The sequence below is a fragment of the Fulvivirga marina genome (assembly GCF_016775155.1).
GTDB classification, from domain to species: Bacteria; Bacteroidota; Bacteroidia; order Cytophagales; family Cyclobacteriaceae; genus Fulvivirga; species Fulvivirga marina.
The window spans coordinates 165,226-178,354 of record NZ_JAEUGD010000058.1; the positions used below are offsets into that span (position 1 = coordinate 165,226).

Consider the following 13,129-nt stretch of genomic DNA (forward strand, 5'->3'; position numbering starts at 1 on the left):
CACGGGTAAAATATACTATCAAAGCTGCCTCAAAAGTGATGAATGTGACTTTTAAGACAGCTTATAACAATTTCTTGCACCTTACAAGTGGAATACTTGCTTATTTAAAGCCTCTTAAGGCCTTTCATATTTTCTTTTGTACCCTCAACTATGCTGATAGCAACACCTCCACCGGCAGCCAGTTTTTGGTTCAATTTACTTTTTGAGTCAACCACAACCTTTCGAATATCATAGCTTTGAGGGTTTTCGTTCCAGCTAGCATCTTTGCCGTCCGCATAAATAGTAGCCACAAACTTCTTTCCTTTGGGTAGAAAACTGAATAAGATGTTAGCAGTTCGGGCGTTTTCATCGGTTATTCCGCCGACATACCACTCGTTTTCACCTTTCGCTTTTCTAGCTATAGTCACATAATCGCCCGGCTCGGCTTCAAGGTAATGGCTTTCATCCCAGTCTACAGCTACATCTTTAATAAATTGAAATGCATCAGGGAAACGGTCATAATTTTCAGGCAGATCAGCCGCCATTTGTAGTGGGCTGTACATGGTTACATAATATGCCAGCTGCTTTACCAAGGTAGTATTTATCCGCTGCTCGCCATCGTTATAAGTGGTTTGAAAAATGCCTGGTGTATAATCCATTGGCCCTCCCATCAGTCTTGTAAAAGGCAGAATAGTCGTGTGCTCCGGGTGCAGGCCACCCATAGCTTCAAACTCTGTACCCCTGGCAGACTCCTGAGCTATCCAGTTAGGGTAAGTACGATGTAAACCTGTAGGGCGAACGGCTTCATGGCTATTGATCATGATCCCGTAATCTGCGGCACGTCGTGCCACATGGATATAATGATTCACCATCCGCTGACCATCATGATGCTCTCCCCGGGGTATAATCTTACCAACATAACCGGTTTTTACTGAATTGTAGTTATGGTCAGCCATAAACTGAAATGCCCTGTCCAGTCTGCGCTCGTAGTTGGCAGCTGAACCTGAAGTTTCATGATGCATCATAATTCGTACACCTTTGGCACTGGCATATTTTTGCAGCTCTTCTACATCAAAATCGGGGTATGGTGTTACAAAATCGAAAACATCTTCCTTCCAGTTGCCAAACCAGTCTTCCCAGCCTATATTCCAACCCTCAACCAAAACAGCGTCAAAACCGTGCATTGCTGCAAAATCGACATACTTTTTTACATTTTCAGTAGTGGCTCCATGCCGACCATTGGGAGTTAATTTCGAAAAATCATCATCCATCTTCACATTAGTTTCAGTGCCATAAGCCCAGGTACTTCCGCCATGGACAAAATACTCCCACCACACACCAATGTACTTGACGGGGCTTATCCATGATACATCCTGATAAGAGGTAGGTTCATTTAAATTTACAATCAGGTTAGATGCCAGAATATCTGTAGCCTTGTCACTTACTACTATGGTCCTCCAGGGCGAATGTGTATCCGTTTGCAAATAGCCCTTATTGCCAATGGCATCTGGCGTAAGGTGAGCACTCATTTTATAATTATCAGCATCTACATTGAGATTCATAGCCGAATAATTTTCCAAAGCAGCCTCATGAATGTTGATATAAAGACCATCGGCAGTCTTCATCATGGATGGTGTCTGCACTGCCAGATTTTCAATAGGGCTTTGAGCCGCTACTTGAATGGTCGCCTCCTCCATTTTCTCAGGTAGCTCAGAGATTTTAGAAGTAGTATATGGATATTCGTTTGTGTCATAGTCACCAGGAATCCAGAATATCTTGTGATCACCAGCAAGGAAAAATTCGGTTAGTTCCTCTTTGATGATGAAGTATTTTAGCTCAGGCTGCTTGGGAAATTCGTACCTAAAGCCCAGCCCGTCATCAAAAAGTCTGAACCTGATACGGATAAAACGCCCTTTAAGAGCGGGCTGCACCAACATGACCGACAGTTCGTTATAGTTATTTCTAATGATTGACTGCTTTCCCCAAACGGGCTTCCAGCTATTATCCACTGACTGCTCTTTTACTTCTTTTATCTCAAAGCCTGCATCCATGGAAGCGACATCCATCAATTCCAGCCCCAGCGCACTGGGCTTTATAACCGGTTTGCCTTTATAATTCAGGTTGTAATAAGGGATCCCTTCATCAGACAATTCAAACTTCATTAACAAATTACCATCAGGGGATTTTAATTCTTGAGCCGTCAATAGTATAGGAATCAGGCATACCATTGCCAGCAGGGTTAGTTTTCTTAACATGGGACGTTTTTAGTTTTTATTCTTTCAGGCTCTAAAATAAAGAGTAGTATTGAAAAGTGGGTATTGAGTATAGAGGAAAGGTTTGGTAGAAGGGTTCATTTACCCAGTTTTCTTGCCAATATTAGCTTTTTCCCACGCTTTGAGACTTAATTATAAAATTATACCCGTACAAGTATAACTATATGGTGTTGAGATAAAATATACCCGTTTAGGTATAAAAAGCATTGATAATTTAAAAACCGATTGATTAAATCGTAATTCCGGTGACTCAGGGTTCCTCTGCACACCCCACAAAAAAGCCCCCGAAGCCAAATCAACTCCGAGGGCCTCCTATCTAACTATTTTTATTTCACTTTATCCCCACCTTCTTTATTTCAGATCTGTCTCCATTGTTGATATGCAACAGGTACATTCCTGGCTCAAAACTGCTAACGTCCAGTTCTATACTTTGGGAATTAGAAGTAGTAGTTTGTTTATCGAGTACTACACGGCCGCTTACATCCACCAATCGCAGCCAGGTATAACCATCTCGTACCACAACATTCAACTTGTTTGCCGCAGGGTTAGGGTATACAACAATATCCGAATTTGATCTGTATTCAGCTTCTGGCAACCGTTGCGCTAACCTGCTACTCGCGTTACAAACCGGCGGTGTGGATGCATTACTGAAATAGATAGAAAATCCGCCTGTTTTAGATACCATCACAAAGTTATCGTTATCCAATGCCACCCAGTAAGCCCCATCCAAACCCGGAATACCGCTGTTGCTGAACGTTATATCCGGCTGTGCCTGGCTAAATGCTGAAGCAGACACAGTTCTTAAATCAATCCACCAGTTGGGTTGACCATTATTTGTATTGAAAGACAACTGCCATAAACCGTTGTGTTGGATACTCCAGTTAATGGTAAAGTTAGTGACATTGCTCAGGTCAGGGCCTCCTGCACCAAGCACATGAGTATTGTTAAAGCTCTTGTTTATGCTAGGCAAGCCCGATGCTAGTGGTGTATCAAAACCACAATCTGATGGACCTGAAGGCAATACTTCAATATTTACACTGGCCGTAGCCGAACCTCCATTGCCATCTGTTACCGTGACCGTAGCTGCATATGTACCTACCATTGTATAAATATGGCTAACAACTGCTCCTGTGGAAGAAGCTCCGTCACCAAAGTTCCAACTGTAGGAAAGCACATCGCCATCTGCATCACTCGAACCACTGGCATCAAAGTTCACCTCTAATGATGCCTCTCCTGTAAGTGGATTAGCCAATATTATAGCAACAGGATCATTATTCTCCTCTCCAACAGTAATGTTTACAGGAATCGATGTTCTTGTATTTCCAGCATCATCCGTAGCAACAGCAGTTAATACATAACTTCCTTCCGCAACATTATTCCAAATGACTGCATACGGTTCACTATTATCTACACCCAAGCTGATACCATTCTGGAAAAACTCTACCGATGCCACTACATTGTCATCCGCTGCGTTGGCCTGAATGGTAATATCACTACCAGGCGTAAAAACGGCATTGTTAGCTGGAGACTCAATGCTTACTGTAGGAGAAGCATCACCACCATCACCAAAGAAGAAACCATACTCTGCATTGGCCAGGGCAATTTCTATCAGCGCCCATGACCTGTGGTATCTGGTTTCGTAAGGCTGACCGCTCTCGTAACTGCTTTGCAGCTTCTGAAAGTCAGGGTCATTTTTATATTTGCTGCGGATATCAAGAAAAGTGATGCCACTTTCTATAACATCTCCATTAGGCATGGTTCCGTTAAAAGATTCAGGAACATAGACTTCCTGCTCGAAGAACCTGACATAATCTCCTCTTTCTTCGGGAGAAGCAAGGCCTTTTTCATCACGGAAGTTATTCCACATTCTGTCCAATATCTCCTTGGCAAGTACTTTTGATTCCTCATCGATCACTTCGTATTTCTCCGTAGCTGCGGCATAATAAATTAAAGCTTTGGCAAAGGATGCGGCGATTCCTAAATCTTGGTTATAACCGGTTACTGTTACTCTTAAGTTACTATTAGCTCCCGGGTTGTCAGGGTTCCATGTATCCGGCTCACCGCTCCATTCCAGTTCAGCAGGGATTTGAAAAGTACTACCTGTTAACTGAACATGCTCTTTTACCCAAGGCACCCAGTTATCCATCAACTCCTTGGCTCTTGGGTCGTTGGACAGGTAGTAGTATTCAGCCACCCGCTCCATAGACCATGCCTGCCATCCTCCCCAGGTATTGCTTCCGGGATCATGGTACACGGGTTGATCATCATAGGCCATTCCGTAGAAAGTTGATTTTCCTGCCGGATATGGGCTGTAGTCTCCGTTCCAACTGTTAGTAGCTCCACCTGCAATGGCGCCATCAGCTGATTGTAGGTAGCGATAGAATTCAAGCTGACGATCCAAACTAGTTCCGAAATCTCTGGCTCCGTTTTGAGATGCCGGCTTTAAATCATCATAGGCTGTCAAAGCCCAGGCTGCAACCGGGTTTTGATATCCAAAGTGGCAATGACTTGATCCTATTCTCCATGCCCAGGTTCCAGAAGTAGAAATAGAGCCGCCCCACGCATAGTACCACGACATCAGGTAATGTGCACTTTCATAACCAGAAGCTGAAGCATCCGGACTTTGCGCACCCAGCGGTTTGAAGTATTTGTCAAACATGGCCAACCGGGTAAAATCACCCATTTTGCTGGCATCATTTAGTGGAATGATTGAGTTAGGGTTCAAATCCTGCTCTTTTGCCCACTCAGCTGCCCAATACATGGCCTGCACTACTCTGGCGTCTGCATCCGGCGCATTGGTATACCTCCACTGTTGTGCATAGTTCTGGTCGAGGGTAAATAAAGGCAAATAACCTTTGTCGCTTCCCCAGTTGAACGCTTCCCAAGAGGGCTGGGGAACTGTTTCCCAAACAGACTCCTGCTCCCCTCTCTGGAAGGTGTTGATGAAAGACGGGGTGGTAACGCCGTCACCTCTTGTTCCATAACCATAAAAGTTATCGCAGTCTAGCAACCAGTGCATGCCATAGACTTCCGGACCATAGGCAGCCGTCAAATCAGGCGATACAGGGTCACTCCCAACGGGTGTGTTAAACTGCAATGGTGATGGATAGTAACTAGGTTCGGGGAATTCCGGCGCATAGGTAGCAGGACTTGAAGCATTGTAAGCACTGTTAGTGGGCTGGTCCTCTTTTGAAGGAATAATATGATCCTCCATTTTCCCCCATGCCTGATTCAAGGGCTGCCAGTCTCCACTGATCCTGCCATGCATGGCCTCAAGCCAGATCCAGTAAGAATATAATTCGCTGGTAGATTCATGCCCATGATCAGGAGCTTCTACAATCAAGGTTTCTACTGAGTGGTAGGGAGCTCCGTCGGGGCTAAAATAGCCGTTGGCAGGATCGTAAAACTCTCCTCTTAACTCTTTAAACCTATCAATGTACACGTTCTGCGCACTGACATAGGAACACCATGCCAGCATCAACAAAAAAAGCATCGGTAATTTTAAATTTGTCTTCATAGAAGTAAGGGTTTGGTTATAGTTGATTAATCGATTACATTCCATATTAAAAAAGGGGATAGTGGGAGTAAATTCATTTCCGTGATATATCCCACCGTCAATGTTCGGAATATGCATCTCACAGAAAGTAGCTGGTATTGAGTCCCCAAAAACAAGAATCTGTTTTCACCAGACTCTTACTCGAGCTTTTCCCAAAGAAATCACTAATTAAATTCACCTGTTGGCACTATAGTCTCAAAGTTCTGGAGTATTGTCTGCCATAAAAAACCATTTAAACAGGCATAAAAGGGGGCTTTCTACCTTACCTTTTTAGTTTGGAACGCATACATGGGATGAAAATTAAAACCGCGACATTTACATCAAAACAGCGGGGTGATTATATCACGGTCAGACTTAGTAAGATTGTAAAAGCGGAGAAAACTTACTGTTCATCACAAGATTATCATCGGAACAAATGCTGTTTCATCAAGGAAATGATTTGAACAAGCTAAGGAGTGGCAGAAAATTTGAGGGAACCTCTTGCCTGAATGTTATTATTGGAATATAGTCTCATTTGTGGTTCAAGCTTAGGCCATAGTCATCGATCTGGACCGAATAAACAATTGTACAATCAAGCTTTCTTAACTCTATCTTTAATGAGTCTACAAAATTCATTTCCAAGGATATTAGCTTCCTTTGAAAACTTCTCTTCCAATTGAAAATTTAACACTCGATACTCATTTATACCATTGCAAATTAATAACTCCACAATCCTAAATTTGGACCCTGACCCTGGCAGTGATTTCAATTGAACACACTCAGTTCTTAAATGCATTTTTACTTTAAGATCAGCAGCCTTCTTTTTTTGAAATCGTTTCGAAATTCAATATTCTCCTTAGTTATCAAAAGATAGTCTGAAGCTTGTTTTAACATGATCAATACTGAAAATCCCGCAATTCCGAATCCAAGGCACGCCCCTATTATTATTTCTATATAATTGTGAGAATAGGCGATTGTCAAGATTCCTACGAACACTCCAATTAAAAACAACAGAAGCAATCCAATTCTTGGCTTATCACACAGATCGAGGTTAGACCTTACCTGCAATCTAGCAGTGGTATTGTTTATTTGTAATCCTGCAAGTTCGCAAGTGGCATAAATATCAAATTTCTTTTCTTGCTCTACTTTTTTTGACATTCTGGATACAGGGGATTGAATACAGGAAAATCCTTGAGACCAAGGAAAGCTAAAAATGCCCCTCCTATAATGTATGTTCGTAATTTATCGTCCTTCATTTTAATCCAAACTATAAAATTTTGATAATCAAAACATAGTCTGGATAAATTAAGAGGGAACTTAATAATATAAAATAGTTACCGCTACTTTCTTGCTAGTTGCAGGCTTTCCTAAAGTCTATGCAAAATCAGGAGATTGCTTTGTCATTCTCCCCTCTCTTCACACCATGAAGACCAGAAACCGTCATCGCAGATTATCTACCTCAAGAGCTTTCCGCTTATAGCGCTTATTGATAACCGGGTAAACCAAGACTGAAGCAAGAATAATTAGCGTTCCCCAATAAAAGCCTGGCTCCATTTTTTCCTTTTCTCCAAAAATGAGTACGGCCAGGATAATACCATAAACAGGCTCAAGGTTAACCGTAAGGTTAACCACAAAGGCTGATATCCTTTTCATAAGTTCTACTGACACGGAGAATGCGTAAACTGTGCAAATCAAGGCCAGTATGGAAAGGTAAAGCCAATCCATAGCTGTAGGTACCAAGTGTAGCTGCCCATCTGATGCAAAGTGAGTCATATAGACCGGAAAAAATAACGAGGTGCCCAGAAATGCACCAAGCATTTCATAAAAGGTGATCATATAAGGTCCGTGTTTCTTTGTCAGTTGCCCATTAATCACAGAAAACAGGGCTGACAGCATAGCAGAAACCACTGCCATCAGTAATCCAAGGGCGTGGTTGAACTGAAATCTAAAAATAATATACAGGCCTACAATAACTACTAAGCCAAGAACAACTTCAAAGATCTTGATCTTTCTCTTGTTCACCCAAGGTTCAACAAAACTGGTCCACAAAGAGCAGGTGGCCATACCCGCCAAACAAACAGAAGCTGTGGAAACTCTTGCCGCTGCGAAGAAAAGTATCCAATGAGCTGCAATAATAAAACCGGTACCCAGGATTTTAAGTACTTCTTTGTACCCAAGTTGAAAGTTATGCCTTCTGAAATGTAGCATAACTCCTAGTGCCATAAAGGCCAGCATGGTACGGTACCAAACTATTTCAACCGAAGGAATAGAAATAAGAAGTCCAAGAATAGCCGTAAACCCCCAAATCCACACAATAAAGTGTAAGGTGACATAATCTTTTGTGGTAGCAGTCATTACCTGGGTACGTATTTATACATCAAAAGTGAAATTCCTCCAAATAGAATATTAGGAATCCATACCGAAAATGCAGGATTCATACTTCCCGCCTCGGCAATGGTCTTGGTCATGATAAAGAACAAAATATAAAGGAAAGATAAAAAGAACCCCAGGGCAATCTGGAACCCTGCCCCACCTCGTGTTTTCCTTGCTGATACGATTACTCCCATGAAGGTCAGTATTAAAACTGCAAACGGCGAAGTAAAACGGGTGTATTTTTCTACTTCAAAAACCTCCACATTGCTGGCCCCCCGCAATCTGAGCTTATCAATTTGTTCGTTGAGTTCATCAATGGTCATGGCATCCTGACTGCGATAGTCATTATCAAATTCACTAGGATGTATAGCCAGTGTTGTATCTATTTCTTTGCCCTCTTCAATTTTTTCAACATCACCGGTTATGCTATGCTTACGCCAATTGCTCAGCACCCACTTCGATTTATCCTCATCCCATTTGATCCGCGACGCCGAAAGTTTCTCTAAAAGTCTGGTTCCGTCAACCTTCTCCAAGGTAAAATCATACCCCATCTCTGTCTGGTTATTATAACTCCTGATATAGAGATAGGTATTGGGTGCCACCTGTATGTGGTAGTTAGTTTTATCAAAGTAAAATTTGCTCTTAAGGTACTCCACTTCAAAAGCCACCCTGGATTTATTAGAGTTAGGTATTACCCATCCTGTAAGCACAAAACTGGTAACAGCAATCATGGTAGATCCGATCAGGTAGGGTAGCAACATTCTTTTAAAGGAAACACCGCTACTCAGTATAGCCACTATTTCAGTGTGCCCGGCCATTTGGGCTGTAACAAATACTGTAGCAATAAAAACAGTTAGTGGGGTAATAAAATTGGCTATCCATGGAATAAAATCCAGATAGTAACCCAGGATTTGTGGTGTTTGCAAACCCGCATCCGCAAATTTATCCGTCTTCTCTGTGATATCAATCACCAGAATAATGGATACAATAATGAGAACTGTAAAGATAAAAGCCCCTAAAAACTTCTTAAGTATGTACTTATCTATTAACTTCATTTAGAGTCGTTGAGAAACCTTGCTGACCATTTTGTTTTTCCATTGACTGAAAGTGCCCGCTTCTATTTGTGTTCGAGCCTCTCCTACCAGCCATAGATAAAAACTTAGGTTATGTATGCTAGCAATTTGCGCGCCTAAAATTTCCTTGCTCATGATCAGATGTCTAAGATAAGCTTTTGAATAAAAATTATCGACATATCCAGGCAAAACTGGGTCGATCGGAGAAAAGTCTCTATCCCACTTTTTATTTTTTATATTAATGATACCTTCCGATGTAAACAGCATGCCATTCCGGGCATTTCGGGTAGGCATCACACAGTCAAACATATCTATACCTAAAGCAATACACTCCAGGATGTTGGCAGGCGTACCTACTCCCATCAGGTAACGTGGCTTATCTAACGGCAAAATATTACAAACATGATCCGTCATTTCATACATCATTTCCGCCGGTTCACCTACAGACAAACCTCCAATAGCATTACCATCACGTTCAAACGATGCTATAGCCTCAGCAGACTGTGTACGCAGGTCTTTGTAAACACTGCCCTGCACTATCGGGAATAATGTTTGACTATATCCATATTTACCTTCAGTTTTGTCAAAATGCTCGCAGCAGCGTTTCAACCAGCGATGCGTCATATGCATGGATTTCTCAGCATAGTCGTATTCACAGGGGTAAGGTGTACATTCATCAAAAGCCATGATGATATCTGCCCCTATGGTCCGCTGAATATCCATTACTGCCTCTGGTGAAAACATATGCCTTGAGCCATCGATATGCGACTGAAAGGTTACTCCTTCTTCTTTTATTTTACGTGTATCGGCCAATGAGTAGACCTGGTACCCTCCACTATCCGTAAGAATAGGCCTGTCCCACCCATTAAATTTATGTAAACCTCCTGCTTCCTCAAGAATGTCAAGCCCTGGCCTAAGGTATAAATGATAAGTATTTCCTAATATGATCTGGGCTTTGATATCTTCCTTCAGCTCTCGTTGATGTACCGCTTTAACAGAACCTGCTGTACCTACCGGCATAAAAATAGGAGTCTTGATGTCTCCATGGTCAGTGGTTATAGTACCTGTTCTTGCTTTGCTCCCAGGATCTTTTGACTCTAGCTTAAAATTCATTTTTTACCTTTAATAAATGGCCTGCAAAAATAAGGGGAATATTACAAATGCCACTAAGGTTTAGTATTTTACTCAGTATTGAAATTTATGGACATAGGTTCCAGGGCTGCATACCTCATGGTTTTATTCCCCCAGCATGGCTTTAAGTAAAATAAAAATCAATGACCTAAACCCGGTCTTCCACAATCAGACACCTTCCTGCAAACCGAAAAGGCAGGTTAAATTAAAGAGCAACGTTTATATTTTATTAGTATTGATTCTTCATAGTACTGGCAAACCTCACCTAAATTCACTATTTTACATACATGAATATAGGTCGCAAACTAGGCTTTTTTACTGCTTTTATACTGCCTGCATGGATACTGCTGGGCTACACTCTGGGAGGATGGGGAAATTTCATTACCATGCTTCATGTATTTATTTTAATGCCATTAATTGACCAATCCGTAGGGATTAATACTCAAAATATACCTAAAGAGAAGGTTAAGGCGGTATCCAACGAATTTTATTATCGTTTTGTAACATACATCTGGACCTGGTTCCAACTGGCCTTTCTTCTCTGGGGCATCTATGTAGTAACTTTCGGCAACATCAACACTCCTTTAGAATGGATCGGTTTCACTTTAAGTTTTGCCTTAGTTACTGGTGGCATCGGTATAACCGTAGCTCATGAGCTGGGTCACAAAAAATCCCCTTTAGAGCGATTTTATAGCAAACTACTGCTGATGACAGTCTGCTATATGCATTTCTATATAGAACATAATAAAGGCCATCATGTACATGTGGCAACTCCTGAAGATCCTGCCACGGCTCACAAAAATGAAACCTTCTACGCTTTTTGGGTAAGATCCGTTTTTATGGGCTATACCCATGCCTGGAAAATTGAAAATGACAGGTTGCGACGTAAAGGTAAAAAACCGCTGAGTCTGGATAACAGCATGATCTGGTTTGCTGTGCTGCCTATCTTGTTTTGCGCAGCAATTACTTTCGTTCTTAGCGCCTATGCAGGTTACTTCACCTGGCAGGTACCTGTGTTTTTCTTCGCACAAAGTTTCTTTGCCTTTAGCCTGCTTGAACTGGTCAACTATGTAGAGCATTACGGTATCCAGCGCAAAGAGATTTCCGAAGGCAGGTACGAAAGGGTAACTCCTATTCACTCGTGGAATGCCAGCCATCTCATCAGTAACTTCTTTCTTTTTCAGTTACAGCGTCACTCTGACCACCATGCCAATGCCATTAAAAGATACCAGGTACTGGACCATTACGATGAAAGCCCGCAATTGCCGGCCGGCTACCCTACTATGATCATCATTGCACTGGTTCCTCCGCTATGGTTCAGCATGATGAATAAAAGGCTGGAAAAGTGGCACTCATCGCATGACCTGCAAGCTGCATAAGCCTATAAGTCACTTCACCTTATTGTATCTCTTCATGATATCTACGACCTGCCCTACGGGCAGCGCCTTGATGGTATGACTATCTCTACCTTCAGTAGTTTCTGCCGCAAACAGTGAATTCAAGATGGCTTCCTCTGTAGCTTCAATGGTTGCCAGAAACAATGGACTCATGGCCTCATTAGACAGCACCTCACTTTTGTAAAACATGGACTCCTCCGAATTGGGCACAAAGTTATCTTTTGCTGTTGACACGGCGATTACATAGTCGCCACTACCATTTGAGGCTATTCCTCCTGTTTTAGCAAGGCCTAACATAGCCCTTTTTGCCAACCGCTTCAGGTTACGCGATGAAAGTGGAGCATCTGTCATGACTACGATCATACATGATCCGTCAGCTTCATTAAGAAGCTCCTCCATAAAAGGATAATTATTAAGCTCCTGACCTATGGGAACACCATTGATCTCCAAAACACCTCCAAAATTGGTTTGTACTAACACGCCAACAGTATAACCTCCTTTAGCCTTTGGAACCACTCTTGAAGATGTACCTATACCTCCTTTATAACCAAAACATATGGTTCCTGTACCTGCACCAATATTTCCCTCTGTTACTTTACCTGACTTAGCACTTTTAATGGCCTCGAGTATGTGTTCCTGGGTAATATGCCTACCACGAATATCATTTAGCCAACTATCGTTTGTCTCTCCCACAATAGCGTTTACTGATCTTACCTCTTCATTCCCCGGCTGATTGAGGGTATAAGTAATCAGCCCTTCAGCAGCGGCAGGCACGCTAAGTGTATTCGTTAAAATAATGGGTGTTTCTATGTTTCCTAGTTCCTCTACCTGGCTGTATCCGGCTAGTTTACCAAAGCCATTGCCAATATACATCGCTGCTGGCGCCTTCATTTGATAAATATTACCTTCATGAGGTATTATTGCTGTTACGCCAGTCCTGATGTTGTCGCCTTTTACCACTGTGGTGTGGCCGACTTTTACTCCGGCAACATCAGTTATAGCGTTATTCTGACCGGTTTTTAAAACACCGATCTTTATTCCGTAATCTCTTAATCGTTTGGTTTGTGAATTAACATGCATCAGTACAGTTACAGTCAATATTAGGGTTAATATACTTTTTTTCATGGTTTTACGGCGTTGCCGTTTCACTAACGGCTAAGATTGATTTTATTAATGATGGCTGGCAAGGTAATTAGACAAGGCTATGAAAACAAGCCCAAATCAACGTGGGTGAATGCCTCAACTCCCATAAAATTTTTAACCCACTGATTTTTAAACCAATACACACATTTTAAATTCAAAGTTTTTATTTCCTCGTGGGGATGTGAAGCGACAGGGAGATTGCTCCCTCGGCCGTCGCAATGACGG

At 42.1% G+C, this 13,129-nt stretch carries 8 protein-coding genes; 1 reads left to right on the forward strand and 7 read right to left on the reverse strand.

Going from position 1 to position 13,129, the window contains the following annotated elements:
• Window positions 1-104: 104 nt before the first annotated feature.
• The 6 genes from JMN32_RS17115 to tgt all read right to left on the reverse strand — a co-directional run bounded on the left by JMN32_RS17115 (window position 105) and on the right by tgt (window position 10,346).
• Entirely contained in the window at window positions 105-2,234 is a 2,130-nt protein-coding gene (locus tag JMN32_RS17115; protein ID WP_202857581.1) for a glycoside hydrolase family 97 protein, read from the reverse strand.
• A gap of 349 nt (window positions 2,235-2,583) precedes the next feature.
• A complete protein-coding gene (locus tag JMN32_RS17120; protein ID WP_202857582.1) occupies window positions 2,584-5,769 on the reverse strand; it encodes a glycoside hydrolase family 48 protein in 3,186 nt (1,061 codons plus the stop codon).
• An 816-nt stretch (window positions 5,770-6,585) separates the two neighbouring features.
• A complete protein-coding gene (locus JMN32_RS17125; RefSeq protein ID WP_202857583.1) occupies window positions 6,586-6,945 on the reverse strand; it encodes a hypothetical protein in 360 nt (119 codons plus the stop codon).
• 282 nt (window positions 6,946-7,227) lie between these two features.
• The gene (locus JMN32_RS17130) at window positions 7,228-8,142 is read right to left on the reverse strand and encodes a DMT family transporter (protein ID WP_202857584.1); all 915 of its coding nucleotides are present in this window, start codon (window positions 8,140-8,142) and stop codon (window positions 7,228-7,230) included.
• Window positions 8,142-9,215: an LptF/LptG family permease gene (locus JMN32_RS17135; protein ID WP_202857585.1), complete on the reverse strand. Its 1,074-nt coding sequence runs from the start codon at window positions 9,213-9,215 to the stop codon at window positions 8,142-8,144. The genes JMN32_RS17130 and JMN32_RS17135 overlap by 1 nt, the downstream gene beginning before the upstream one ends.
• On the reverse strand, window positions 9,216-10,346 hold the full coding sequence (gene tgt / locus JMN32_RS17140) for a tRNA guanosine(34) transglycosylase Tgt (RefSeq protein WP_202857586.1): 1,131 nt from the start codon (window positions 10,344-10,346) through the stop codon (window positions 9,216-9,218).
• Between the two features lie 305 nt (window positions 10,347-10,651).
• On the opposite strand from tgt, the gene JMN32_RS17145 reads away from it, so the two are divergent.
• Window positions 10,652-11,743 carry an alkane 1-monooxygenase gene (locus JMN32_RS17145; RefSeq protein WP_202857587.1) on the forward strand — a complete coding sequence of 364 codons (1,092 nt, stop codon included), beginning with the start codon at window positions 10,652-10,654 and terminating at the stop codon, window positions 11,741-11,743.
• Between the two features lie 9 nt (window positions 11,744-11,752).
• Here JMN32_RS17145 and JMN32_RS17150 read toward each other — a convergent pair whose 3' ends face one another.
• Window positions 11,753-12,886, reverse strand: coding sequence for a DmpA family aminopeptidase (locus JMN32_RS17150; protein ID WP_202857588.1), 1,134 nt, complete (start codon window positions 12,884-12,886; stop codon window positions 11,753-11,755).
• Between the last annotated feature and the right edge of the window lie 243 nt (window positions 12,887-13,129).

Bases quoted from the DNA above. Each gene is read 5' to 3' on its own strand.
- JMN32_RS17145 (WP_202857587.1), top strand. From the start codon at position 10,652: ATGAATATAGGTCGCAAACTAGGCTTTTTTACTGCTTTTATACTGCCT.
- JMN32_RS17125 (WP_202857583.1), bottom strand. From the start codon at position 6,945: ATGTCAAAAAAAGTAGAGCAAGAAAAGAAATTTGATATTTATGCCACT.
- JMN32_RS17115 (WP_202857581.1), bottom strand. From the start codon at position 2,234: ATGTTAAGAAAACTAACCCTGCTGGCAATGGTATGCCTGATTCCTATA.
- JMN32_RS17120 (WP_202857582.1), bottom strand. From the start codon at position 5,769: ATGAAGACAAATTTAAAATTACCGATGCTTTTTTTGTTGATGCTGGCA.
- JMN32_RS17150 (WP_202857588.1), bottom strand. From the start codon at position 12,886: ATGAAAAAAAGTATATTAACCCTAATATTGACTGTAACTGTACTGATG.
- tgt (WP_202857586.1), bottom strand. From the start codon at position 10,346: ATGAATTTTAAGCTAGAGTCAAAAGATCCTGGGAGCAAAGCAAGAACA.
- JMN32_RS17135 (WP_202857585.1), bottom strand. From the start codon at position 9,215: ATGAAGTTAATAGATAAGTACATACTTAAGAAGTTTTTAGGGGCTTTT.
- JMN32_RS17130 (WP_202857584.1), bottom strand. From the start codon at position 8,142: ATGACTGCTACCACAAAAGATTATGTCACCTTACACTTTATTGTGTGG.